The sequence below is a fragment of the Shewanella vesiculosa genome, from assembly GCF_009994065.1.
Taxonomy (GTDB): domain Bacteria; phylum Pseudomonadota; class Gammaproteobacteria; order Enterobacterales; family Shewanellaceae; genus Shewanella; species Shewanella vesiculosa.
This window is the reverse complement of record NZ_JAACSD010000019.1, coordinates 33,820-60,714: the sequence shown is the minus strand read 5'-3', so window position 1 is coordinate 60,714 and position 26,895 is coordinate 33,820. Positions and strand designations below refer to the sequence as shown.

General features: G+C 43.4%; 21 protein-coding genes and 1 pseudogene. 4 read left to right on the top strand and 18 right to left on the bottom strand.

Annotation, left to right across the window (positions count from 1 at the left end):
• A pseudogene (locus tag GW828_RS17225) lies at positions 1–337 on the top strand (hypothetical protein); the annotation flags it as partial.
• A gap of 705 nt (positions 338–1,042) precedes the next feature.
• On the opposite strand, the gene GW828_RS17220 reads toward GW828_RS17225, so the two are convergent.
• On the bottom strand, positions 1,043–2,659 hold the full coding sequence (locus GW828_RS17220) for a M28 family metallopeptidase (RefSeq protein ID WP_420542445.1): 1,617 nt from the start codon (positions 2,657–2,659) through the stop codon (positions 1,043–1,045).
• Between the two features lie 330 nt (positions 2,660–2,989).
• Here GW828_RS17220 and GW828_RS17215 point away from each other — a divergent pair, with 330 nt between their 5' ends.
• Positions 2,990–3,331: a hypothetical protein gene (locus GW828_RS17215; RefSeq protein ID WP_182757182.1), complete on the top strand. Its 342-nt coding sequence runs from the start codon at positions 2,990–2,992 to the stop codon at positions 3,329–3,331.
• A gap of 2 nt (positions 3,332–3,333) precedes the next feature.
• On the opposite strand, the gene tilS is transcribed toward GW828_RS17215, so the two are convergent.
• The 17 genes from tilS to rpsB form a co-directional block, all read right to left on the bottom strand.
• Positions 3,334–4,785: a tRNA lysidine(34) synthetase TilS gene (tilS, locus tag GW828_RS17210; protein WP_273059417.1), complete on the bottom strand. Its 1,452-nt coding sequence runs from the start codon at positions 4,783–4,785 to the stop codon at positions 3,334–3,336.
• A 9-nt stretch (positions 4,786–4,794) separates the two neighbouring features.
• Positions 4,795–8,268, bottom strand: a complete 3,474-nt coding sequence (gene dnaE / locus GW828_RS17205) for a DNA polymerase III subunit alpha (protein ID WP_124016998.1) — start codon at positions 8,266–8,268, stop codon at positions 4,795–4,797.
• Positions 8,269–8,377: 109 nt separating this feature from the next.
• Positions 8,378–9,025, bottom strand: coding sequence for a ribonuclease HII (gene rnhB, locus GW828_RS17200; protein WP_404716157.1), 648 nt, complete (start codon positions 9,023–9,025; stop codon positions 8,378–8,380).
• Positions 9,026–9,043: 18 nt separating this feature from the next.
• Positions 9,044–10,192 carry a lipid-A-disaccharide synthase gene (lpxB, locus tag GW828_RS17195; RefSeq protein ID WP_124016997.1) on the bottom strand — a complete coding sequence of 383 codons (1,149 nt, stop codon included), beginning with the start codon at positions 10,190–10,192 and terminating at the stop codon, positions 9,044–9,046.
• 9 nt (positions 10,193–10,201) lie between these two features.
• The gene (lpxA, locus tag GW828_RS17190) at positions 10,202–10,972 is read right to left on the bottom strand and encodes an acyl-ACP--UDP-N-acetylglucosamine O-acyltransferase (RefSeq protein WP_124016996.1); all 771 of its coding nucleotides are present in this window, start codon (positions 10,970–10,972) and stop codon (positions 10,202–10,204) included.
• The gene (gene fabZ, locus GW828_RS17185; RefSeq protein ID WP_124016995.1) at positions 10,969–11,430 is read right to left on the bottom strand and encodes a 3-hydroxyacyl-ACP dehydratase FabZ; all 462 of its coding nucleotides are present in this window, start codon (positions 11,428–11,430) and stop codon (positions 10,969–10,971) included. The genes lpxA and fabZ overlap by 4 nt, the downstream gene beginning before the upstream one ends.
• A gap of 31 nt (positions 11,431–11,461) precedes the next feature.
• Positions 11,462–12,487, bottom strand: a complete 1,026-nt coding sequence (lpxD, locus tag GW828_RS17180) for a UDP-3-O-(3-hydroxymyristoyl)glucosamine N-acyltransferase (RefSeq protein WP_273059414.1) — start codon at positions 12,485–12,487, stop codon at positions 11,462–11,464.
• 5 nt (positions 12,488–12,492) lie between these two features.
• Positions 12,493–12,990, bottom strand: coding sequence for an OmpH/Skp family outer membrane protein (locus GW828_RS17175; protein ID WP_124017027.1), 498 nt, complete (start codon positions 12,988–12,990; stop codon positions 12,493–12,495).
• Positions 12,991–13,055: 65 nt separating this feature from the next.
• Entirely contained in the window at positions 13,056–15,539 is a 2,484-nt protein-coding gene (gene bamA / locus GW828_RS17170; protein ID WP_273059412.1) for an outer membrane protein assembly factor BamA, read from the bottom strand.
• A 31-nt stretch (positions 15,540–15,570) separates the two neighbouring features.
• Entirely contained in the window at positions 15,571–16,941 is a 1,371-nt protein-coding gene (rseP, locus tag GW828_RS17165) for a sigma E protease regulator RseP (protein WP_182757185.1), read from the bottom strand.
• A gap of 12 nt (positions 16,942–16,953) precedes the next feature.
• The gene (gene ispC / locus GW828_RS17160; RefSeq protein ID WP_273059410.1) at positions 16,954–18,144 is read right to left on the bottom strand and encodes a 1-deoxy-D-xylulose-5-phosphate reductoisomerase; all 1,191 of its coding nucleotides are present in this window, start codon (positions 18,142–18,144) and stop codon (positions 16,954–16,956) included.
• 5 nt (positions 18,145–18,149) lie between these two features.
• A complete protein-coding gene (locus tag GW828_RS17155; RefSeq protein WP_124016991.1) occupies positions 18,150–19,007 on the bottom strand; it encodes a phosphatidate cytidylyltransferase in 858 nt (285 codons plus the stop codon).
• A gap of 19 nt (positions 19,008–19,026) precedes the next feature.
• Positions 19,027–19,851, bottom strand: a complete 825-nt coding sequence (gene uppS / locus GW828_RS17150; protein ID WP_124016990.1) for a polyprenyl diphosphate synthase — start codon at positions 19,849–19,851, stop codon at positions 19,027–19,029.
• A gap of 81 nt (positions 19,852–19,932) precedes the next feature.
• A complete protein-coding gene (frr, locus tag GW828_RS17145; protein WP_220487623.1) occupies positions 19,933–20,475 on the bottom strand; it encodes a ribosome recycling factor in 543 nt (180 codons plus the stop codon).
• Positions 20,476–20,609: 134 nt separating this feature from the next.
• Positions 20,610–21,347, bottom strand: a complete 738-nt coding sequence (pyrH, locus tag GW828_RS17140; protein ID WP_124016988.1) for a UMP kinase — start codon at positions 21,345–21,347, stop codon at positions 20,610–20,612.
• A gap of 68 nt (positions 21,348–21,415) precedes the next feature.
• Positions 21,416–22,267, bottom strand: coding sequence for a translation elongation factor Ts (gene tsf / locus GW828_RS17135; protein WP_124016987.1), 852 nt, complete (start codon positions 22,265–22,267; stop codon positions 21,416–21,418).
• A gap of 117 nt (positions 22,268–22,384) precedes the next feature.
• Complete coding sequence (gene rpsB / locus GW828_RS17130; protein ID WP_124016986.1) at positions 22,385–23,113, bottom strand: 30S ribosomal protein S2; 729 nt, start codon at positions 23,111–23,113, stop codon at positions 22,385–22,387.
• 350 nt (positions 23,114–23,463) lie between these two features.
• Here rpsB and map point away from each other — a divergent pair, with 350 nt between their 5' ends.
• Positions 23,464–24,261: a type I methionyl aminopeptidase gene (map, locus tag GW828_RS17125; protein WP_124016985.1), complete on the top strand. Its 798-nt coding sequence runs from the start codon at positions 23,464–23,466 to the stop codon at positions 24,259–24,261.
• Positions 24,262–24,284: 23 nt separating this feature from the next.
• Positions 24,285–26,858 (top strand): bifunctional uridylyltransferase/uridylyl-removing protein GlnD, encoded by a 2,574-nt coding sequence (gene glnD, locus GW828_RS17120; RefSeq protein WP_273059406.1) that lies wholly within the window; start codon positions 24,285–24,287, stop codon positions 26,856–26,858.
• Positions 26,859–26,895: the final 37 nt, after the last annotated feature.

Genomic DNA, 26,895 nt, shown 5'->3' with positions numbered 1-26,895 from the left:
GTTTATCCATCATGTTAACGGCATCGACTGGCTAGTGATCACAGCTTTTGAAGAACTGAAAACTATGTTTATCGAAGAAGCCGGTACGATACCCTATTGCTTCTCTGCCGCCAGCGAATTGAACCTTGTTGATCAAGCAAAGCGAACTTATAGATATTTGCCTACTCTCAGCGGCGTAATCACCGATATCGGCACATATCAAAGACAGGGTAACGAAGAAGATTTGAACCCACAGCTTGCCTGCTTAGTTGAGGGGCGTGGTCGGGTATTTATCTATCACGGCGGCTTTGTAGCTTTTGTGGATGACGAGAAAACCTTTATTACCCGAATAGACTGAAAATTATTCAGTAAGTTTAAATCGGCTAATTGGCATCCCTAGCAATGAATGGGGCATAAATGATTTGCATACCTTGCTTGCAATTGGTGTGATTCAACTCTGAACTTGAGGGCGCTGAAGACTCTTTATAAAAGAATGCGTGAGTCTGACAGGCCTTTCTCGCACATCCATGTGCTTCAAGGCAGGATGCCTATCAGAGTCAGGCTAGCTTTCGTTGGCTAGGGATGGCCTATCGGAAGCGTTAGCATTTTCACTCCTTATTAAAAGATGGCCGAAGCAGGTTTCAAATGAAGTTAAAAGCTGGATCAATCCCCATGGCGACCTTTTCGCAGCTGTTGTTTTGTAAATAGCGAAAATGTTGCGGGGCGGCTGGGCTAATTCTTTTATAAAGAGTAAAGAGGGAACAGCCGTTGGTTTCCTCTTGGTCTGGTGTGGGCGAAGCGCCACGACCTTTGTGGCCGTAGGCCATATGTATCAGCCCATGTAGGGTGGAACCTTGCGATCTTAATTCAAACGAAGTTTGAAAAAGTCTGCTGTGAGTGAAGCGCCACGACTTTGGTGGCCGCAGGCCATATGTATCAGCCCATATAGGGTGGAACCTTGCGATATTACTTCAAACGAAGTTTGAAAATACCTTAGTGGCCGTAGGCCATATCTAATAAAAAAGGAGGCTTTCGCCTCCTCTCTTTATTCAACTAGCTAACATTACTTACCGTCTTGTGCTCTACGCTTTTTGAAGTCTGAATCTTCAATCCATTTTGGCCAGTCGTTGTTATTGGCGAGCTTTTCAATAATGTCGCTGATCAAGGCTAAGTCTTGCTCTACCCCGCCTAAATTCCAGCTGGCATCGTAATCGTCTGCACCTTGATGGTATTTATGGGCGATGTAGTCTGGATCGGTGTCGCCTAGGCTCATGAACATTAAACCGGGGACGCCTTGTTGGGCTAAGGCAAAATGGTCTGAACGGAACATTAAACCATTTTGTGGGCGAGGATCAGCCTTTACAGTGCGGCCTTGTGCTTTGGCGGCATCATCTAAATAGGTTTCAAGTTGTGATACGCCTTGGCCGTAACGCAAGATGTAATTAACCCCTTTACCCACGTTCATGCCGTCTATGTTTAAAAACGATACCAGTTGTTTAGTCGGTACAGGAGGATTGGCGGCAAAGTATTGCGCGCCAATAAGGCCAGTTTCTTCTGCGGTAAATGCCGTAAATAAAATAGAGCGTTTAGGTGCTTTGTTTTGCTGTTTAAAATGACGCGCAAGTTGCAATACGCCTGCAACCCCAGAGGCATTGTCGACGGCACCGTTTAAAATTACCGCTTTACCGTCTTGCATGGTTTTACCTAAGTGATCCCAGTGGGCATGCATGACTAGCCATTCATCGGCTTGACTGGTGCCTGGTATGAGTCCTGCTACGTTATAGGATGTGGCTAATTCGATGGTATTTTTTACTGCTAAATTGGCTTTGAGTTTAAGTGGTATAGATTTAAAACCCGCTTTTGCTGCACTGAGTTTCACTTTATCAAAGTCTAGGCCTGCTGCTTGAAACACCTTTTGCGCGGTTTGATGTTGCACCCAGCCCATGACACCAATATGTGATTGGTTTTTGTGATCATCAACTAAGGTGTATTTAGTATTGGTGTTGCTGTTTTCTACCACATTCCAGCCGTAGGCTGCAGGTGCAGTTTCATGGACAATAAACACCGCTTTGGCGCCCTGCCTGGCTGCTTCTTCGTACTTGTAGGTCCAACGGCCATAATAAGTCATGGCATTGCCTTTAAAGATAGCGGGATCTTGAGTGGCAAAGCCTGGATCATTAACTAACACAATGACGGTTTTGCCTTTAACATCAATGTTGGCATAGTCATTCCACTGATATTCCGGCGCATTAATACCATAGCCAACAAACACTATATCGCTGTTATCTACACTCACTTGAGGTAGAACTTGCTCAGTACGTGCAGTGAAATCAGTGCCATTATTAAACACTAAATCGCCAATAGTGAGTTGCATGGTTTGATCCGCGGTAATCTTAGCCATCGGCACAGCTTGACGATAACTGTCACCGAAACCTGGAGCGAGTCCCATTGCTTTGTATGCGTTTTCTAAATACTCAACGGTTAGCTTTTCGCCATGAGATAACGGCCCACGGCCCTCAAATTCATCACTGGCTAAGGTTTGGACATCTTGACGATAGGTTTTTTGATCAAATTGAAATGGCGTAGCGTTGACACTTGGCAGAAGCAACACACCAAACACAGCTAATAAACGAAAGGTATTCACGGACAAGGTCCCCTGTTGAGTATTGAGAGCAACCATTGTAACAGCAAGCAGCTAAAGCGAAAGTCGTTAACGCAGCTTAATAAATAACACTAGCTGGCTTTACACAAAAAACACATGGTAGGGATAATTAAGACGCTTTGCATACGGCCACCTCTAACTAAATGCATAGCTATCTGACTAAAAATGATCGGCATGCATTTGTAATACAACAACACCTATTGACATAATATGTCGCAGCGTTCTATAGTGAGACATAAAATGTCATCGAGGGTACGTTTGCCATTTTGATGATTTAACGTGTATGAGCTTGTGTTAATAAAACACCCGAGGTGAATAGTGACAATACCGAAATATAAAGGGAAATATATGAAATTTATCATCGTTGGTGTAATCAGTTTTACACTGGGCATAACTGGCGCGGGTATGATTGCACTTAAATTTTTTGCCTATGGAGGTCAAAGCGTTGCCGCTGCAGAAATTCAAATGTCGGCGAGTACCTTACAACTGCTTGAATCACATCAAACCGATATGGTAGTCAACAAGCTGTGTTCGATACTGCCTATTGCATTAAAAAATAAAGCCGAATTTGACGCCTCATGGTTTGCTATCGAATTTAATTATGGTCATACCCAATCAGACGAAGATATTGAAACAATCGCCAAAAATATGTTGGCAAAGGGCAATATTTGCAACCCGATAACGCATTAACATCAAAGTAAACTAATGCCTTGGTGCCCTGTTTGCGCTAAATAGCGTTTGTCTACCCATAGGCCGATAGCAGCAACTAATACTTCATCATAGAAAACTAACGGAATAAGTTGCCGACGCCAAGGTGGGATATTGCACTCTTGCCATAGTTTTTTTAACTCACGCGGTTTTGGCCGTTGTGAGGTAGCAAATTGTGGTTGGCACTTAATAGAGCCTGCTGCGCCATAGCGAATCGTCACTTTACTGTTAGTTGGCGCTAACGCTAATAGAGGCTTATCAGCAGATATTTGTTGGCTTAAAAGGCATTGATGCTGGCCGATATCTATCTGCAACTCAGTAACATCACCCTTTAATAGACGAATAAAATCAGCGGTTAATGAGAGCGGATCGGGCGTTTTAAGATCACTATTGCTCAGTACATAGGCCACCCCTGCATAGCGTTTTACTTGGTAGCCACCCCATTGGATCGCCATATTAGCATCATCTTTAGCAGCCAGCAGTTGTGACAGTATCTGCTGTAATTGCGCTTGCGAAGGTAAACTAACGCCACAATGGCTTAAATATCCGCGAAATAGTAATGCTTGCCAAGCGGCACTTAATTGGCCAAAACCGCTAAGCTTAAATCCGCTTAATTCGATTATTGATGCATTGTCATCACTGGCTAACATTAGCCATTGAGGTAAGCGATGACTGACTTCATCATCAATAACGTCTTGTTGCTGAGCACACAATGCCGCACTTCTGGCGGCTGTTACTGCGATACTTGGCCAGCGTTGTTTTAAGCGGGGAATAATATCTAAACGCAGAAAGTTACGATCATAACTGTCGTCTTGATTACTTTCATCTTCAATATGAGTTAAACGCTGTTGCAGTGCAAATTGCTCTATTTGCTCTCGGCTGACATCTAATAATGGCCTAACCAACCAAGCGTGATGATAAGCTTGTATGGCGCCCATCGCACCAAGTCCTTTAGGACCTTGGCCACGCTTTAATGCCAGCAATAACGTTTCAAGTTGATCATCCTGATGATGGGCCGTGAGTAAGATATCACCCGGATTAAGGTAGCGGTCAAACGCTTGATAACGGGCGTCACGCGCTTGTGCCTCAAGGCTTTGCCTTGGACCTTTGTCAACATTAACGCGCTCAATTTGCACGGGTAATTGGTAATAACCCGCACGCGTTATACAGTGTTGCACCCAAGTGTCGGCATTAGGACTGAGCCCATGATGAACATGGATAAGTAAACACGCAATATGTGGGTATTTTTGGGCGAACGCACTCAAACCATAAGCTAATACTTCAGAATCAACTCCACCACTGTAAGCCAGCACTAACTTAGGTGTGCGCTCATGTTGCAAACTCGTCTGTTGATAAAGTGGCATTACCGCTTGTTCAAGCAAACTAAGCAATTGTTGGCCGCTGAGTTGAGCTAAAGTCGAGTGTTTCACTGTCATGGTATGTACCTAGAAAACAATTTTAACATTGGTTGACCCGAGCATACTTTCGAGTGCTAACATCAACTCATCACTGGGATTAACTCGCCATTCATCACCTAAAGTAATTTTACCGCTAGCATGGTCTTGTGCATAATTAATGGTCACCGGAACCACACCATTTCGCCAAGGGGTTAAGGTTTGTTCAAAGGTTTCCAGCCATGCTTGGGTAACATCGTTGCCATGAACATTTATTGCAACCGCTTTAGCAAAATGACTACGAGCTTCACCAATTTCGATAATATTACGGGCGTTCATCCGGTTACCACCAGAGAAATCATCAAAACTGACATCACCTTCGCAAATTAAAATACGATCTTTTTCAAGCATGTGGCCAAACTTTTCAAACGGTTCGGTAAACAGCATGACTTCTAAACGGGCACTTTTGTCATCTAAGGTGACTAGGCCCATTTTAGAGCCACGCTTGGTGATCATTACCCGCGTAGCGACCACTAGACCAGCAACTTTAACGGTTTTACCACGTTCTGTTGGGTGAATATCTTTTAAGCGACCGTTTGTGTATTGCTTCAACTCTTTTAAATACTGGTTAATCGGATGACCCGTTAGATACAACCCTAATGTTTCACGCTCCCCTTCAAGCCAAATTTTGTCTGGCCAAGGGGTACACTGAACAAAGTTTTGCTTACTGTCTTCTGGCTCAGAGTTGAGTAAACCAAACATATCATGCTGACCAATGGCTTCGGCTTTAGCATGTTGCGCGGCAGCACTAATAGCCTCTGGCAAAGTGGCCATCATTGAAGCGCGATGTGGGCCTAAGGTATCTAGTGCACCCGCAAGGATCAGTTTTTCAATCACTCGTTTGTTGAGCTTTTTCAAATCAACACGGGCACAGAAATCAAATAAGTCGATAAATGGGCCGTCTTTTCGGGCCTCTAAAATGGACTCAACCGGACCTTCACCTACGCCTTTAATCGCGCCGATACCATAAACAATATTTAAGTCGTCATCGACGGTAAATTTAAATTGGCCTTTGTTCACATCGGGCGGAATTAACGGTAAGCCCATGCGCTCACATTCATCCACTAAGGTGACAATTTTATCAGTGTTGTCCATGTCGGCAGACATTACCGCCGCCATAAACTGCGCAGGAAAATGGGTTTTTAACCACAGGGTTTGGTACGAGACGAGTGCATAAGCGGCTGAGTGAGATTTGTTAAACCCGTAACCGGCAAACTTTTCCACCAAGTCAAAGATCTTCATCGACAAATCGCCATCGATACCGTTGTTAATCGCCCCTTCTTTAAACGTGCCGCGCTGCTTGGCCATTTCTTCGGGTTTTTTCTTACCCATGGCACGACGGAGCATATCCGCACCACCTAGGGTATAACCCGACAATACTTGCGCAATCTGCATCACCTGCTCTTGATACAAGATAATGCCGTAAGTTGGTGACAATAATTCTTTTAACGATTCATGCTGATATTCGGCATCTGGGTATGAGACTTCTTCACGCCCATGCTTACGTTCAATAAAGTTATCCACCATGCCTGATTGCAAAGGGCCTGGGCGGAATAACGCTACAAGCGCAATCATGTCTTCAAAACAGTCTGGTTGCAGACGTTTGATCAAATCTTTCATGCCGCGAGATTCGAGCTGGAATACCGCTGTGGTCTCATAACGTTGCAGTAATCTAAAGCAAGCAGGATCGGCAAGTGGAATGGCTTCAATCAGTACCGGCTCTTTACCTTCTTTGGCTAGGCGCGGATTAATCATCTGCAATGCCCAATCAATGATGGTTAAGGTACGTAAACCCAAGAAGTCGAACTTAACTAAACCCGCGGTTTCAACATCGTTTTTATCAAATTGCGTAACCGGGTTTAGACCTTCTGCATCGCAATACAGTGGCGCGAAATCGGTAATCCGAGTGGGCGCAATAACCACACCACCGGCATGTTTACCCGCGTTACGCGTCACACCTTCTAGGCGCCGACACATGTCGATGAGCTCTTTAACATCTTCGTCGCTGTCATAGGCTTCTGGTAGCGATGGCTCAACTTCAAACGCTTTAGCTAACGTCATTCCAGGCTCTGCTGGGATCATTTTAGTGAGACGTTCAACAAAGCCGTATGGATGACCTAAAACACGGCCAACGTCGCGCACAACCGCTTTAGCTGCCATGGTGCCAAAGGTAATAATTTGCGATACCGCTTCTCGGCCGTACAGCTCTGCTACGTGATCAATGACCTCATCACGTCGGTCCATGCAAAAGTCGACGTCGAAATCGGGCATGGATACGCGTTCAGGGTTCAAGAAACGTTCGAACAGTAAGTCGTATTCGAGTGGATCTAAGTCGGTAATTTTAAGTGCGTATGCCACTAATGAACCGGCACCTGAACCACGACCTGGGCCAACCGGAATACCGTTATCTTTACCCCATTGGATAAACTCCATCACGATAAGGAAGTAGCCAGGAAACCCCATCTGGTTAATGACTTTCAGCTCAATCGCAAGGCGTTCGTCATACTCGCCACGCTTTTCGATACGAACTTGTGGGTCGGGGAATAAAAACGCCAGACGCTCTTCGAGGCCTTTTTCGGAGGCCGCGACTAAGAAGTCTTCAATCGATAAATCACCGGTGGGGAAATTAGGTAAAAAGTATTCATGCAAGCGGATGGTGACATTACAACGTTTAGCAATTTCAACACTGTTTTGAATCGCCGACGGAATATCACTAAACAGCGCAAGCATTTCGTCTTCGGTGCGCAGATATTGTTGATCGCTGTAGGTTTTAGGGCGACGGGGGTCAACTAAAGTATAACCATCATGGATCGCAACACGGATCTCATGAGCTTCAAAGTCGTCTTGCTTTAAAAACACCACTTGGTTAGTGGCCACAACGGGTAAACCTTTAATTGACGCTAGCTCAACCGCCATGTGTAAATAGCGTTCTTCGTGTGCCCGGCCGGTGCGAATAAGTTCGAGGTAATAGCGATCTTCAAAGTGTTGTTGATAAAAAGCAATCAGTGACTCAACTTGATTTTGGTTGCCTTTTAATAAGGCTTTGCCCACATCACCGTCTTTGGCGCCAGAAAGAATGATCAAGCCGCTGTTATATTTGATCAGCCAGTCTTGATCAATCACTACGCGGTTATCGATATGCCCGCGAAGATAAGCTTCGCTGATTAATTGGGTTAGATTTTGATAACCGTCATTGTTCATCGCAATAATGGTTAACGCACAAAACTCTTTTTCAAAACCAGGCGTTTGTACCCAAAAATCGGCACCAATAATAGGTTTAATCCCGACGCCATGACAGGCACCGTAAAACTTGACCAAACCACAAAAGTTGTTTTGATCAGTTAACGCTATAGCTGCCATGCCCTGACTTTCAGCAGCAGCAATAATAGGTTTAACTTTGGCAACGCCATCTGACATTGAATAATCACTGTGGACGCGCAAATGAACAAAACGAGGATCGGACATAGATTATTTTTCTTCGAAAAAGATGAATGAAACAACACGAAAATGCGGGATTTAGACTACCAAACTAAGTGATTTTATCCAATGATAAACTCACTTAGTTTGGTGATTATCACAATGGATCCTGAAGTAAAATACGCTCAGCAACAGGTTTAAAACTTTTACGATGTTCAGGTAACACGCCATATAATGCCAGGGCTTCAAAATGTGCTTTGGTTGGGTAACCTTTGTGCTTAGCAAAGCCATACTGGGGATACTGGCTGTCTAAGGCATCCATCTCGGCATCACGAGTAACTTTAGCAATAATAGATGCTGCGCTGATGGCCGCAACGAGCCCATCACCTTTGATGATAGCATGGCTGGCAATACCAAAATGAGGCACACGATTACCATCAACTAATACTCGCTCAGGTAAAATGGCCAAACCTGCCACAGCGCGTTGCATCGCCAGCATAGTGGCATGCAAAATATTAAGCTCATCGATTTCAAGTGGACTGGCACGGCCAATACTGACACTTAACGCGTTATCCATAATTTGTTGATATAAAGCGTTACGGCGCTTCTCACTGAGTTTCTTCGAATCATTAAGGCCAACAATTGGTTTACTCGGATCTAAGATCACCGCGGCGGTGACCACATCACCAATCAATGGACCACGGCCGACTTCATCAACACCGGCAACCACACCTTGTGAAATCATGGCGACGTGTTCTGGGGTAATATTTTTAATCACCACAGGAAGAGAATCAAGAGATGTCATCTGTTTTATCCTGTAAACCTAAGACGCATGTAACAATGCCACTACAGCATCTGCAGCTCGTTCGCTGGCGTTACATTTAAGTAAACCATGTAATTGCTCAAAACGGGCATTTAGCGGTGCAAAATCTTGATTGAGTTGGTTAATTACCGCGTCTGCAATTAACTGAGGCTGGCAATTTGCTTGCATGAGCTCAGGCACTATGGTCTCGTTTGCTAACAGATTAGGCAACGAATAGTTCTTAATTTTCATCATACGAATCGCAATGGCGTAAGTAATAGGGCTAACACGATAAGACACCACCATCGGGCGTTTTACCAGCATTGCCTCTAAAGTTGCAGTGCCTGACGCTAACAAAATACAATCAGCAGCAGCCATCACCTCACGAGATTGACCTTCAATAAGAGTGACCTCTAAATCGGGCGCAAACTCCTCAAGCGCAGTTAGAAATTGTTGCCGACGAGCATCATTAACCACAGGCGTGACAAATTTGATGTCCGGATAAGCTTGTTTAACCAACTGGGCTGCTTTGATAAAAGGTTCAGCTAATTGCTTTAACTCACCGCCACGAGACCCTGGTAATACCGCCAAGTATTCAGCATCGGCATCTAATCCTAATAATTGACGCGCAGCCTGCTTGTCGCTGTACATAGGTATGTCATCAGCAAGTGTATGACCGACAAAGGTACAGGGTACTTGATACTGGTCGTAAAAGGCTTTCTCAAATGGCAGTAACGACAACACCATATTAGTGGCTTTGGCAATTTTGAAAATACGCTTTGGACGCCAAGCCCAGACCGACGGGCTAACATAATGGACCGTTTTTATTCCTTTAGCTTTTAACTTAAGCTCTAAGCCAATGTTAAAGTCAGGTGCATCAATACCGATAAAGCAATCTGGAGCTAATTCAGTAATCTGTTTCACTAAACTGGAACGAATATGCATAAGCCGCGGTAAACACGAAAGCACCTCAACTAACCCCATCACTGAAAGCTCTTCCATTGAGAATAAACTTTCAAATCCTAGGGCTTGCATGCGCGGGCCACCAATACCGATAAATCGCGCATCAGGGTAGCGTTGTTTGAGTGAATGAACTAAACCGGCACCTAAAATATCGCCGGAGATTTCTCCGGCGACAATGGCAAATACTTTTGAAGAAGAGTTGGTCATCGTTTCCGTCTATCGAATAATGCCACGAGCAGAGTGGTTTACAAAATCTACTAACATTTTTACATTGGCGTCATTTTTAGCAGACTCAGCCAGTTCAGCATTGGCTTCTTCAATGGTTAAGCTTTTACGAAATATAGCTTTATACGCATTCAAGATTGCACGCTGGCTTTCTTTAGTAAAACCACGGCGTTTTAAACCTTCTAAATTTAATCCACGTGGTGCAGCAGGAGATCCCGAAGCCATCACAAATGGAGGTACATCTTTTAAAATCAGCGAAGCACCGGCAGTGAATGCATGGTCACCAATATGAACAAACTGATGTACACCTGTCATGCCACCTAAAATAACCCAATCACCAACATGCACATGGCCAGCGATAGATGCATTGTTAGCCATAATGACGTTATTACCCACAACACAGTCATGGGCGATGTGAACATAAGCCATAAATAGATTATTTGAACCTATGCGTGTTTCACCATGATCTTGGGTAGTGCCTCGGTGAATCGTGACTGACTCACGGATAATATTATTGTCACCAATAATTAACCGAGTTTGCTCACCGGCATACTTTTTATCTTGGCACTCTTCACCGACTGAAGAGAATTGAAAAATACGGTTACCTTTACCAATAACCGTTGGACCTTTAACCACAACATGCGAGCTTATCCATGTGTCGTCGCCAATTTCAACATTTTCACCGATATAAGTCCAAGGACCAATAGTGACATTATGGCCAATTTTGGCTGTTGGGTGAACAAATGCTAATTTATCTATCACTTTTCAATCTCTCTACGTGCACACATGATTTCAGCAGAACAAACCAGTTCGCCATCAACCAGGGCTTCACCAATAAACACACCAATGCCACGACGCTCTTTAATCATTTTAACGTGAAAATGTATTTGATCGCCCGGTACAACTACACGTCTAAAACGCGCTTTATCAATACCCGCAAAATAATACAATACGTCAGGAGACGGCTCTGTACTCATGGTTTTAAATGCAAGTAAGCCTGTGGCTTGTGCCATAGCTTCTAAAATTAGTACACCTGGCATCACAGGTTGTATTGGAAAATGTCCCTGAAAAAATGGTTCATTAATAGTGACATTTTTAATCGCATGTAGTTGCTCACCTACAGTAAAGTCTAATACACGATCGATTAACAAAAATGGATATCTATGGGGTAGATATTTAAGTATCTCTTGAATATCCATGGTGTTTAATTGGTTTGACACACTACATTCCTTTAATAAGGCAGAATTACAATTATTCTGTGCCCTTAGCACTTTTCTCGAGATTTTTCACTCGACTAAATAAATCATCTAGTTGGCGGAAACGCACAGTATTTCGGCGCCAAAGTTTGTTTTCCATGGCAACTGTAGCAGATGAATACACGCCTTTCTCGCGAATAATACTCGTTATATTGGTACCGCCAGAGACATGGACACCATCCACAATACTAAGGTGTCCTGCAACAGCACTACCACCACCAATAATGCAGTATTTACCGATAGTAGAACTACCTGCAATGATGGAACCACCCGCCATCGCGGTGTTTTGTCCAATAACAACATTATGGGCAATTTGAACTTGATTGTCGATAATCACACCATCATGAATCTCGGTATGCGACAGCGCGCCACGGTCAATACTGGTACATGCGCCAATTTCCACATGATTGCCAATACGTACACCACCTGTTTGAGGGATTTTAATCCAATTACCACGTTCATTGGCATAACCAAAACCATCAGAACCAATAACAGAGCCTGAATGAACGATACAGTGGTGACCAATATGCACATCATGATAAATCGTTACATTCGCCCAAAGACGTGTATCTGAACCAATAATACTGGTTTCACCGATCACACAACCTGGACCAATCTGGACATTTTCACCTAAAATAACATTGGCACCAATCACCGCATTTGCACCAATAGCAACTCCGTCACCAATAATGGCTGAGGCTTCTATTTGGGCTGAAGGATGGATACCAAGGCTCTCTTTTGGTGTGGTATCAAGTAATTGCGCCACGCGAGCGAACCCAACATAAGGGTCACTGACAATTAGGGCATTACCTTGATAATTGCTTGCTTCTTTTTCGCTAAGTAAAACCGCGCTAGCTTGAGTTGCCTCAAGCATTGCACGGTATTTACTATTGGCTAAAAAAGAGAGTTGGCCTTGGACTGCATCTTCAAGAGTAGCCACACTGGTAATTTCCAGCGTATCGTCACCTTTGACTGTTGCACCCAATAATTGGCTAAGCTCTTTTAAAGTCACTTTTTGCATACTTATTATTTGCCTTTGCTTAAGGCTTCTACCACTTTGCTGCTGATATCAGCTTCTGGCTTAACAAAGATTACCGCGCCACGTTGAAGAACCATGTCGTAGTTTTCTTTACCAGCAATGGTATTAATTGCTTTTTGCACTTGAACTAATAGCTTGTTCTGCTCTTCACCTTGACGGCGACGCATGTCTTCGTCTAAAGCTTTGCCTTTCAGTTGGAATTCAGATTTCAATGATTCCATTTTACGGACTAATTCAGTTTTTTGTGTGTCGCTCATTAACGCGCCATCACGTTGTTGCTTTTCAACCATAGAACGCATGTCTTCTTGCATTTTTTGGACTTCAGCAACACGATCACCAAACTCAGCTTTTAACGATTTAGAAATTTGTTCGCGCTGTGGCAACTGCTCGAACACTTGACCCATATCCACTACAGCAAGCTTTTCTGCTTGAACTAGCATAGGGGTAGCAAACAATGCCAATGTAATTAATGCGCGATTTACCATCTTTTTCAAAGTAGACTCCTTGTTGAACTTGTTGTTGTCAGCAAAACTTGCCGAGTGTATTTGTTTTAGAACGTTTTGCCAATATTGAACGAGAAAATCTCTGTCTCATCATCTGCGTATTCTTTCAGCGGCCAAGCTAAACTGAATACCATAGGACCCATTGGCGATAGCCACTGAACGCTCATACCCCATGAGGCACGTAAACGAGCTGGATCACTGTAATCTTCTAACTTAGAGAACTGATCCGCAGGCAGATTTCGATAAGATTCATAATCAAACTCTGTATCCCACACGTTACCGGCATCCACGAAGAAACTGGTCCGCACTGAGTTGGTGTAAGCTTCATCAAGGAATGGCGTTGGAACGATCATTTCAAAGCTTGCGGTTGCAATAGCATTACCACCAATTGAGCGACCTGAACTGACCTGAATCGTATTTGGGTCACCAGGTAAGCTACAACCATCACCAGAAACATCAGGCCCACATTGCTCACTACCACGTAGTAAATAGAACGAGCGTGGACCGACAGAATTTGACTTGAAGCCACGTAACGAACTGCTACCACCTGAATAGTAGTTTTCCCAGAACGGTAAGATTTGGTCATTGTCATTATATTGACCATAACCGTTCGAGTAACCTAAACGGGCGCGAGCCAATAATACAAACCCATGCTGAGGTGTCAGCGGGAAGTAGAAATTGGTATCAAAATCCGTTTTAAAGTACTGCAAGTCAGAACCCGGAACCGTCATTTTACCGCTTAAACGTTGCGATGAACCATCTGTAGGGAACGTACCACGGTTAAGTGTGCTGCGGTACCAACCAGCATTCAATTCAAAGTTATCAAAACTTAAGTCTGAATTTGGATCGTCCGTTTCACGATACACATTGTAGAAACGCAATGCTTGTTCATAAGCAGAGATTTCTGAAATGGTATTATGACGATAACCAATACCACCGTTCAAACGGTTATATTCGTTGATCGGGAAGCCTGAGTTTAACGCCACACCATAAGATTTATTCTTATAGCGTTCAAGGTTAGCCTGGTTAGCATCAAACTCGTTCCAGTAAACGCTACCACCTAAACTAACACCATCTTTGGTGAAATAAGGGTCAGTGAAAGACAAGTTAGCGCTACGGGAATATTTATTAGTGTTAATACTAATACCCGCTTGGTTACCGGTGCCAAGGAAGTTGTTTTGCTCAACGCCAAACTGCAAACTCACGCCAGATTCAGTACCATAACCGACACCCGCGTTAAACGAACCCGACGGCTGTTCTTTTACAGTTACTGCAACATCAACTAAATCGTCACTGCCCGGCACTTGAATCGTTTCTGCATCAACCGTTTCAAAATAACCTAAACGGTTAAGGCGAAGTTTAGACTGCTCAATTTGGGCTGAGTTTAACCATGCCCCTTCCATTTGACGAAGTTCACGACGCATAACTTCATCTTTGGTAACCGTGTTACCGGTGAAGTTAATTGAGCGAACATAGACGCGTTTACCCGGTTTAACATTAATGTTAAGCACCACTTCTTTGGTGTCATCATTAATTTCAGGGTAAGTTTTCACTTCCGGATAAGCATAACCGAAACGGCCCAGGTATTTACTGTACATTTCTTCGGTGAATGTGACATCGGCACCGTTGTACATATTACCCGCTTTGATAGGTAAAATAGATTTCATTAACTCTTCGCGGCCCATAAGGTCACCAATTAAGTTAACTTCTTTTACTTTATACTTTTCACCTTCATTAACATTGATAGTGATGTACAAACCTTTACGGTCCGGTGTCATCGCCACTTGTGTTGAGGTGACTTCAAAACGAATATAACCTTGGTTATGGTAATAGGTTTTGATGGTTTCTAAGTCGGCTTGTAGCTTTTGCTTTTGGTAGCGACGCTCACCAAACAAATCCCACCAAGCCACATAATCTTTGAGCTCCAGCATACTGATGATCTCAGAATCTGAGAACACAGTATTACCTACTACGTTGATTTGACGGATTTCAGCCGCTAACCCTTCGGTAAATTTAAACTTAAGTTCAACACGGTTACGCGGCAAGTTGATGATTTGCGCTTCAACTTTAGCCCCATACTTACCCACACCGTAATAGAAATCTTGCAGGCCTTTTTCAATGCCTGTCAACATGGTTCTATCAAGTGACTCGCCCGCTTTAACACCAGAACCGTCAAGACTTTCTTGTAACTGTTCGTCTTTAATATCTTTATTACCTTCAAACGAGATAATACTGATAGTTGGACGCTCTTTAACCGTTACAAAAAGTATACCGTCTTCGTGACTGACACTGATGTTTTCAAAATTGGTTGAACCGTATAGGCTCTTAATCGCTTGCTGTAATTTAACTTCATCTACCGTGTCACCTACTTTCACAGGTAAACTCAATAGTGCTGCACCGAGAGCAACTCGTTGCAAACCTTCTACTTGGATGTCGGTCACTTCAAAAGGTTGGAAAGACTCTGCCCAACCATTCCCTGAAAAAGACGCGCCGACGAATAACATCGAGGCAAAAATTTTATTAAATCTCATAGAGCACTTCTAATTATTAGTCTGTCCTTGCTCAGAGTCGGGCAAAATCATTGAATAAGGCTACGCCCATCAACATTAGCAGCAAAGCTGCGCCAAACCTGAAACCTATTTCCTGAACCTTTTCGGGTACAGGCTTACCAGTAATCACTTCAATAAAGTAATACAGCAAGTGTCCACCATCGAGCACTGGCAAAGGCATTAAGTTGATAATGCCTAAGTTAACGCTGATGAGCGCGATAAATCCTAGAAAGTACACTAAACCGTAACTCGCACTGGCGCCTGCGCCCTGTGCAATAGAAATAGGACCACTAAGATTTTTCACCGACACATCGCCGGTAAATAATTTTCCAATCATCTTGAAGCTGACCACAACAAGTTGCGATGTTTTATCAGCTGCAGCGACAACAGAATCTACTATGCCATACTCAAGTTCAAAGCGCATATTATCAGGCCATGGAGCTTGAGTTGGGCTAATTCCGACAATCCCGATAGTCTTACCTTCAGGATCTTGTTGTGCTTTTGGCACAACATCAACATTGATAAGTTCGCCTTGGCGCAGCAATGTCATATTAATATTTTTGTTAGCAGAGCTTTGTATCACATCAACAAACGCATTCCAATCGCTGTATTGTGTACCGTTAATGTTGACCAGTTTATCGCCAGCAATAATGCCTGCTTGCTCAGCTGCGCTGTCTTTGCTCACTGCAGCTATAGTTGGATCAATACCTGGGCGAAAAATGCCTAATCCAAGAGCCGTAATCGGTGATTCTTTTTCAGGATCAAATACCCAGTTACGCGTATCGAGCTTGAACGTGCGAACTGGCATGTCCATCCCAGATAACTCAGGTAGTGACGCCAAGGTTAATTCAATACTGTCATCACCAATATGCCCCACTAGGGCCAAGTTAACCTCTTCCCAAGTGCGCACTTTTTGTCCTGACACCGCGATAATCTGTTGCGGCTCAACCAATTGAATAACACTGGCAGGACTGTCTAATTTAGTAGTATCAATCACAGGCTTAATCGACGGAGTGCCAATAAGGTACATGAGATACAAGGCTGCAAAAGCAAAAATAAAGTTAGCGATAGGGCCGGCTGACACAATCGCAATCCGTTGCCATACAGTTTTACGGTTAAACGCTTGATCAACTAACTCGGCGGGGACCTCTTCAACACGCTCATCGAGCATTTTGACATAGCCACCCAGTGGTATCATCGCAACCACATATTCAGTTCCGTCTTTACCGACTTTTCGCCAAATTGCTTTACCAAAGCCAATAGAGAAGCGCTCTACTTTGACACCACAGCGACGGGCAACCCAAAAGTGTCCGTACTCATGTGCGGTAATCAAAATACCTAATGCAACAATAAAAGAGCCTAGGCTCCACAAAAAATCTATCATTATTTCCCTGAACTAATTAAGTGCTTTAATGGCAGACATTGCTGTCGCACGGGTTTGAGCATCGAGCTGTAATATATCGTCAATACTCGCTAAGCGCGTCTGTTGTACCAGTTCTAAACAGCGAGCATTTACATTGGCAATATCAGTGAAGCGGAGCTGGCCTTTTAAAAATGCATCAACAGCAACTTCATTCGCTGCGTTCAGCACAGTAGTGGCTTCTTGCCCTTGCTCGCAAGCCTGCATCGCTAAGCGTAAACAGGGAAAACGGTCAAAGTCAGGTTCACAAAAGCTTAATTGTCCGACTTTGAAAAAATCCAAAGGTTCAACGCCAGCGTCAATTCTTTGCGGATAGCTCATACAATGAGCAATCGGCGTACGCATATCGGGGTTGCCCATTTGCGCAATAACTGAGCCATCTTGGTATTGCACCATAGAATGAATGATACTTTGAGGATGAATCACCACTTTCAGTTGCTCAGCTTGAGTATTAAACAACCAGCGAGCTTCAATAAACTCTAAGCCTTTGTTCATCATAGTGGCGGAATCAACAGAGATTTTAGGGCCCATAGACCAGTTGGGGTGATTACACGCCTGAGTCGGCGTCATCGCACTTAACGTGGTTAAATCGGTGTTTAGAAATGGCCCACCGGAACCTGTTAATAAAATATGAGCAATACCTGAAGCGGCTAAATCACAGTAACCTAATTGGGCTTGAACCTGTGTGGGTAAACACTGGAAAATTGCATTGTGTTCGCTGTCGACAGGTAACACAATTGCGCCCGATGTTTTTGCCGTGTGCATAAATAACTCACCCGACATCACTAAGGCTTCTTTGTTGGCTAACAACACCCTTTTGCCAGCTTTAACAGCATCAAATGTTGGCACTAAACCCGCCGCACCAACAATGGCCGCCATCACGGTATCGGTTCGACTGTCGGTCACTAAAGCGTTTAACGCCTCAGCACCGGTTGTCACTTGAGTAATACAGTTGCTCGGCAATAACGACTTAAGCTCCATAGCGGCGCGCTCATCGACCATGTGAGCATATTCAGGTTGATGGCTGATACACAAAGCCAGCATGTTATGCACGCTGGTATTAGCCACTAACCCATAGACATGAAAATCAGCAGGATTGTTTGCCACCACATTTAAGGTGCTTGCACCAATCGAGCCTGTCGCCCCTAAAATCACCATATTTTGCATTGGCATCACATCCACATAGCTATGTAGATAAACGTAAATACAGGTAATGCAGCCGTTAGACTGTCGATGCGATCTAAAATCCCACCGTGTCCGGGTAGGATAGTGCCTGAGTCTTTAATATTGGCAGCACGTTTAAACATACTTTCAGACAAGTCACCAAATGCAGATGCAAGTGCTGTAATTAAGGTAACCACAACAAGTAAACCTAGTTCTTGCTCTGGGGCAACATACATAATACCCGCGACCACAACCATAGTGGTCACCAAGCCACCAACTAAACCCTCAAGGGTTTTAGCAGGACTGACACTTGGCATTAATTTACGCTTACCTAACTTACGGCCAGCGAAATAAGCTCCAGTATCGGTAGCCCACACCACTAACATGACGATAAACACTAAAGCACCGCCATAATACGGATGCACATTGCTGCTTAACGATTTGAGGGCAATCAATGAAGCAAAGCACGGAATAAGCGTTAACTGACCAAACATGGATTTCAGCATTGGACTGTCTTTCCATATTTTGGCGCTTTTGGGGAAACTGAACACCAATGCACTGCTCACTATCCACCAAAATACTCCAATGGTGATGATGGCGAGGTACATAGGGTGTAATTGCCCTTTAAACCACAACACATCAATTGGTACCGCCAAATTAAGCGCGATAAGTAACAAGCCCAGTGTTGCAGTAAAAGACCACTGCGTAACGTTACAGCTTGGGTCAATAAAACTGCCCCACTCTTTTGCTGCAATTAAAAACACTGGGACTAACACCCAAGCAAAAATATTTGCTGGGAGTAAAAATATTGCCCCGAGTACAATTGGGATTAACCACAATGCTGTTATTATTCGTTGTTTTAGCAAAAACTAATCCTCTTAATATTTATATTGCGCGTATCTCTTCAATTTGACTCCCGGTCAAACCAAAACGGCGCTGCCGACTGGCAAAAATGGCAATAGCATCGCGAAATGCTCGCTCATCAAAATCAGGCCATAAGGTGTCAGTAAACACCAATTCGGCATAAGCGGCCTGCCATAAAACAAAATTACTAATGCGGTAATCACCGCCAGTACGGATCATTAAATCAACTTCGCTCTGATTTTGCATGCACAAATGTTCATTTAAGGCCTCTTCGGTCATCTGACTGCTGCTGATTTCACCACTTTCCACTTTTTCGGCTAATTTCTGTGCAGCTTGTAAGATATCCCAACGGCCACCATAGTTCGCCGCCACATTTAATATCAATCCAGTATTGTTGGTGGTTTTCTCTTGGGCTGCGGCAATTTGTTTCTGCAAACGAGTCGAGAAGCGACTCGTGTCACCAATAATATTGAGCCTAACTTGGTTTTTGTCGAGCAATTTTAATTCACGATGTAACACGGTAAAAAACAGTTCCATCAACAAACTGACTTCTTTATCTGGTCGGCGCCAATTTTCACTGGAGAAGGCAAACAAGGTTAATGATTCAATACCCAGTTGACTTGCTGTGCTAACTGCACGGCGCACCGCTTTAACACCTGCTTTGTGACCAAAAACCCGAGCTTTACCCTGCAGTTGCGCCCAGCGGCCATTACCATCCATAATAATCGCAACATGCTTGGGCAGAGATTGTTTTACTACATCAGATAATTGTCCCGGCAAAACTTGCGAAGTCATATGCTCCGAATCGGCTTTAGGGTCTGATCCAAACTCAACTGTAGACGACATCTACGACAATCCTTTATAAAAACAAACGCCGTGTAGTATACCCTTACACGGCGTGTTAACTCTAGCGTCTAAATTAACAGATTATACTTCCATCAACTCTTTTTCTTTCGCTGCTAAGATCTGATCAATATTTTTGATTGATGCATCAGTATGCTTTTGCACCTCATCTTCACTACGACGTACATCATCTTCTGTGCATTCTTTGGCTTTTTCAAGCTTCTTAACTTCACTAATAGCATCACGACGAACGTTACGAATCGCAATTCGGCCATTTTCAGCTTCGTTACGTACCACTTTGATGAAGTCTTTACGACGTTCTTCAGTTAACGAAGGTAATGGAATACGCAAAGTAGCACCCGCTGTCATTGGGTTTAAGCCCAAGTCAGAGCTCATAATAGCTTTCTCTACCGCTTGAACCATAGTTCTATCGAACACACTAACCGTTAAGGTACGAGAATCTTCTACGCCTACGTTTGCCACTTGCTTAAGCGGTGACATAGAGCCGTAACAAGACACTTGGATAGAATCTAATAAACTTGGGTGTGCGCGACCGGTGCGAACTTTCGCCATTTGATTTTTAGTCGCATCTACACATTTACCCATGCGCTCTTGCGCATCTAACATAATAGTATCAATCACAATAGTTTCCTTTTTGTCACAAATTCACGTGTGTTTGAGCATTAGCCTAAGAATGACACATGCAATAAAACCGCTCAAACAGTTAAATGATATAATGTAAATATTTTCTGTGTCTGTGATTAAGCAGATTGTTTACTGCTAATAATCGTACCTTCTCTCTCACCCATAATCACGCGGCGAAGTGCTCCTGGCTTATTCATATTGAATACCAGAATAGGCATATTATGATCACGAGCCATAGTAAATGCAGCAAGATCCATTACTTTAAATTCTGATTCAAGAACTTCAGCATAACTAAGTGCGTCATATTTAACCGCTTCAGGATCTTTCATTGGGTCAGCAGAGTATACACCATCGACTTTAGTGCCTTTTAATACCACTTCAGCTTCAATCTCAATACCACGTAAACAGGCTGCAGAATCAGTTGTACAAAAAGGATTACCCGTACCCGCAGCAAAAATCACTACTCGGCCAGACTTTAATAAACTAATTGCTTCTGTCCAGGTGTAATCATCACACACACCTTTAAGCGGGATAGCAGACATAAGACGAGCATTAACATATGCACGGTGCAAGGCATCACGCATGGCTAAGCCATTCATTACGGTTGCTAACATACCCATGTGATCGCCCACCACGCGGTTCATACCAGCTTTTGCTAAGCCTTCACCACGAAACAGATTACCACCACCAATAACCACGCCAACTTGGATACCAAGTTCAACAAGCTCTTTCACTTCTTGAGCCATACGATCAAGTACTTTAGGGTCAATGCCGAAGCCTTCTTCACCCATTAATGCTTCACCGCTTAATTTAAGCAGAATGCGTCTAAACGCTGGTTTTGGATTGGTGCTCATAATTTTCATCCTGATCATAACAAAACCGCAGCGGTTGCTGCGGTCTTAGGGTATTTAGATAAAAGCGATTACGCTTTTTTAGTAGCAGCAATTTGCGCAGCTACTTCAGCAGCAAAATCTTCTGCCTTCTTCTCGATACCTTCACCAACTTCTAAACGTACGAAGTTAGTTACTGTTGCGCCTTTAGATTTCAGTACTTCGCCAACAGTTTTCTTTGGTTCCATGATGAAAGCTTGACCAGTAAGAGAGATCTCACCAGTGAACTTCTTCATACGACCAACAACCATCTTCTCAGCGATGTCAGCAGGCTTGCCTTCATTCATCGCGATTTCGATTTGAAGTGCTTGCTCTCTTTCTACAAGTTCAGCAGGAACATCTTCAGGGTTGACGAAATCTGGCTTAGAAGCAGCAACATGCATTGCGATGTGCTTCAATGTTTCTTCATCAGCTTCACCGGCTACAACAACACCAATGCGCTCACCGTGGCGGTAAGAAGCTAGGTTTGCACCGTCGATGTACTCAACGCGACGAACGTTGATGTTTTCGCCGATTTTAGTCACTAGAGCAACACGAGTTTCTTCAAACTGTGTTTTTAACTCTTCAATAGTCACTTTAGATGCAGCAGCAACGTCTAACACTGCGTTAGCAAATGCTAAGAAGTTTGAATCTTTTGCAACGAAGTCAGTTTGGCAGTTAACTTCTAATAGTGCAGCGAAACCTTCGCCATTCTTGATTAGAATTGTACCGTCAGCAGCGATGTTACCTGCTTTTTTAGCAGCCTTCGCAGCGCCGCTTTTACGCATGTTATCAATCGCTAGTTCGATGTCACCGTCAGTTTCAGTCAGTGCATTCTTACAGTCCATCATGCCAGCGCCAGTGCGGTCACGAAGTTCTTTAACTTGGGCAGCAGTAATCGCCATTGTTAAATCCTCTAATTTAATTCGTCTAATATTGCATTTATAAAACAGGGGCCAATAGGCCCCTGTTCACCAATTATCTTATTGGCAAATAAGGGGGATGCTAAGCATCACGCCTTATTAAACAGCTTCTACGAAACCGTCTTGCTCTGCTTGAACAGCTAAATCTTGACCACGGCCAGCGTTAGCAGCTGCAGCAACAGAAGAAGTGTACAAACGGATAGCACGCATAGCGTCATCGTTACCAGGAACGATATAGTTAACACCGTCTGGTGCAGAGTTGGTATCAACAACTGCAACAACTGGGATACCTAGGTTGTTAGCTTCTTTAATAGCAATATGCTCATGGTCAGCACCGATAACGAATAATACGTCAGGTAAACCGCCCATGTTTTTAATTCCGCCTAAAGACTTTTCTAATTTGTCTAATTCGCGTGAACGCATTAACGCTTCTTTCTTAGTTAACTTGTCGAAAGTACCGTCTACAGACTGGCTTTCTAGCTCTTTAAGACGCTTGATTGACTGACGAACAGTTTTCCAGTTGGTTAACATGCCGCCTAACCAACGGTGATCAACATAATACTGATCACAAGAAAGTGCAGATGCTTTGATGGCTTCGCCAGCAGCGCGCTTAGTACCTACGAATAATACTTTACCTTTCTTAGAAGCAATGTTGCTAATGAAAGCTAGAGCTTCGTTGAACATTGGTACTGTATGCTCAAGGTTAATGATGTGTACACCATTACGAGCACCGAAGATGAAAGGCTTCATCTTTGGGTTCCAGTAACGAGTTTGGTGACCGAAGTGAACACCAGCTTGTAGCATTTCGCGCATTGTAACAGTAGTCATTGTATATACCTTAATGTAAGGGGTTAGACCTCCACGCATCCCATGTTTTCGACTTTCTAACTTCCGTTAAGAATGAGAAAGCACCCCGAAAAATGTGTCGATACGTGTGTGATTTAGTATTTAAGTTAATTGCCATGTATAATAGCCGCCATATTTTACGATTTGCCGAACATGATGTACATCTCGCTTAAAAAGCGTCGATTGACATTATATTTACTCGAACCGTACAACAACGAACTTACACATAACGGCGCGCTTTATACCATAAACGGCAAGTAAATACAAATTTTTGCCGTAAAATCCTTGGATAAAACATGCCTATTTTGACCGTCAAAAGATAGAGAGTTTTCATGAGTATAGTGATCAAAAATGCAGACGAAATAGAAAAAATGCGCGCAGCGGGTAAATTAGCAGCGCAAGTCTTAGAAATAGTCGCTCCATATGTTAAGGCTGGAGTCACCACAAATGAATTAAATGACATTTGTGCTAAATATACCGAAGAGCAAGGTGCTATCTCTGCACCACTGAATTATCACGGATTTCCAAAGTCTATTTGTACCTCGGTAAACGAAGTCGTCTGCCACGGTATTCCTTCTGACTACGTGTTAAAAGAAGGCGACATGATTAACCTCGATATTACGGTTATTAAAGACGGTTATCATGGTGATACCTCTAAAATGTTTCTGATTGGTGAAGTGTCAGCAAAAGACAAACGTTTAAGCCGCATTGCCCAAGAAAGCTTATATTTAGCCATTCGCAAAGTGCGTCCTGGGTTAAAATTAGGCGAAATTGGCACGACTATCGAAAAATTCATCAAAACAAGCAAAACAGGGCTTGATAAGTATTCCATCGTGCAAGATTATTGTGGTCATGGTATTGGCACTGGATTCCACGAAGAGCCTCAAGTTGTTCATTATAAAAATAATGATAAAACCGTGCTAAGACCAGGGATGTGCTTTACGATTGAACCAATGATCAATGCGGGTCGTCATACCACCGTATTGAATAAAAGTGATAATTGGACCGTCACCACCTCAGATAGTAAAAATTCGGCACAGTGGGAACACACGCTTTTAGTGACCCAAACTGGTGTAGAAGTGTTAACTTTGCGTGAAGAAGAAGACTTTCCTCGTATTATTAATCACTAAAAATTAAAAGAGTAAGGACATCAATGAATACTGCGCTGGCCGCCAAAAACACATTAATTGACCTAAACCAGCGCTTAGTTGAGCAGTACACTGCAAAACACCCAATTGCTGATATTGTTAAACACCGTAGTCAATTTGTTGATGCTTTACTCATACAAACTTGGCAAGATTTTGGCCTCAATAATGGCCACATTGCCTTGGTTGCTGTTGGCGGTTATGGTCGCGGCGAGCTGCACCCTCATTCAGACGTAGACTTACTGTTTTTGGTCGACGATGAACCATTATCGCCAGAAACTGAAACTCTGCTGAGTCAATTTATTACCTACCTTTGGGATACAGGGCTTGAAATAGGCCACAGTGTTCGCACCATAGCGCAAACTATTGAACAAGGTAAGTCAGACATCACCATTGCCACGAATCTGATTGAAGCCAGATTGCTTACCGGCAATGAATTTCTGTTTGACGTGTTATATGACGCCATTCGTCAACAAGACTTTTGGCCCTCATATGACTTTTATAACGCCAAAAAAGATGAACAATCGGCACGCCACAGCAAAGCCAGTGCCTTTGATTTAGAACCTAACATCAAAACTTGCCCTGGCGGATTACGCGATATTCAGACCATAGCCTGGGTCGCGATGCGCCACTTTGACGCGGCGACATTAGAAGAACTGGTCGAATACGATTTTTTGTCACCGGCAGAGTTAGCCGAACTCATTGAGTGCCAAAATTTTCTGTGGGAAATTCGCTTTGCCCTGCACATCACAGCTAATCGCAACGAAAACCGCCTACTATTTGACTTGCAACGCCAAATAGCCAGTTTATTAGGTTACGAAGATGCCACTCAATTAGCTGTTGAGCAAATGATGAAACGCTATTATCGCACGGTGCGCCGCGTGATGGAGCTCAATCAAATGCTGTTGCAATTGTTTAAGCGCGCGACTTTGGGCCATACAAAAGCGCTTGAGATACAGCCTATTAGCGATGTTTACCAACGTCGCGGGCGTTACATCGAAGTATTGAATGATGATTTATTTAGTCTCCACAACGAAGAGATATTACGTTTATTTCTGTTGGTGGCTAAAAACTCTAATATTCAAGAAATCTACGCGCCCACTCTCAGGTTGTTACGCAATGCCCGTAGAGCCTTAACGACACCGTTACAAGAAAACCCTGCCTGTCGTAAAGTGTTTATGGAGATCTTAAAACATCCTCGCGGCATAGCGGCATTTTCATTAATGCATCGACACGGCATTTTATCGTCTTACCTACCTGCTTGGCGCAAAATTGAAGGCCAGATGCAGTTTGATTTATTTCATGCCTATACCGTTGATGAGCACACCCACAGATTACTGCTCAATATTGAACGTTTCTCACAAGCAGAACAAAAAGATGAATTCCCACTGGGCGCCATCTTAATTAATCAATTACCGAAAAAAGGCTTATTGGTACTCGGGGCCATTTTTCATGATATCGCCAAAGGCCGCGGCGGTGACCACAGTAAACTGGGCTCCAAAGATGCAATCGATTTTTGCAAATTGCATGGCATGAATGATCACGACGGACGTTTGGTGGCATGGTTAGTTGAAAATCATCTAGTAATGTCGATCACTGCGCAACGAAGAGATATTTCAGATCCAGAGGTCATAGCACTGTTTGCTGAAAAAGTGCGCGATGCCGCGCATTTAAGTTATTTATACTGCCTTACCGTTGCCGACATTTGCGCCACCAATGAAAAAACATGGAATAATTGGAAAGGATCATTGCTGCGGGATTTGTATTTTGCCACCCAACGGGTATTAGCTCGGGGTAAAGAAAAACCTATCGACGTAAAAGCGCGAGTACAAGAGATCCAAGCCAAAGCGAAAAAAGAACTGATCCGCCGCGGGTTGAAAGAAAAAGACATGGATACGCTGTGGTCACGGTTTAAGTCGGAGTATTTTTTACGTCATCAACCAACCCAAGTTGCTTGGCATGCAGAAGCGATTTTAAAACATCATCACGATGATCCATTAGTGTTAATGTCAAAACATACTACTCGTGGTGGCACTGAACTGTTCGTCTACAGTAAAGATAAACCAAAACTTTTTGCTACTGTAATGACCGTTTTAGACAATAAAAACATTAATGTTCATGACGCCAACATCATGACATCAAAAGATAATTATGCACTCGACACCTTTGTTATTTTAGAACAAGATGGCGAACCTATTGTGCAATTATCTCGCATTCAAAGTATCCGCAAGGCGCTCGAAAAAGCCCTAGCCAGTGAAAACCCTAAATTACCAAAATTTAGAAAATTAGCGCGGATCATGAAACCTTTTAATGTTGCGACTCATGTGAGTTTCTTACCCAGTGCCCGTCATGGTACAAGTATGATGGAATTAATTACCTTAGATACGCCAGGTCTGCTGGCCAAAGTCGGTGATACCTTTTATCGTTGTAACGTTACACTGTTAGCGGCAAAAATTACCACTATCGGTGAACGTGCAGAAGACTTCTTTATTTTACAAAACCAAAATGCGACAGCCCTAGATGAGCAACAGCAGCAACAATTATCTGATGCGCTTACACTGGCGCTAAAATCATCTAACTAATTTTTTTAACCTTAATTTTTACGCTACTAATCATTTA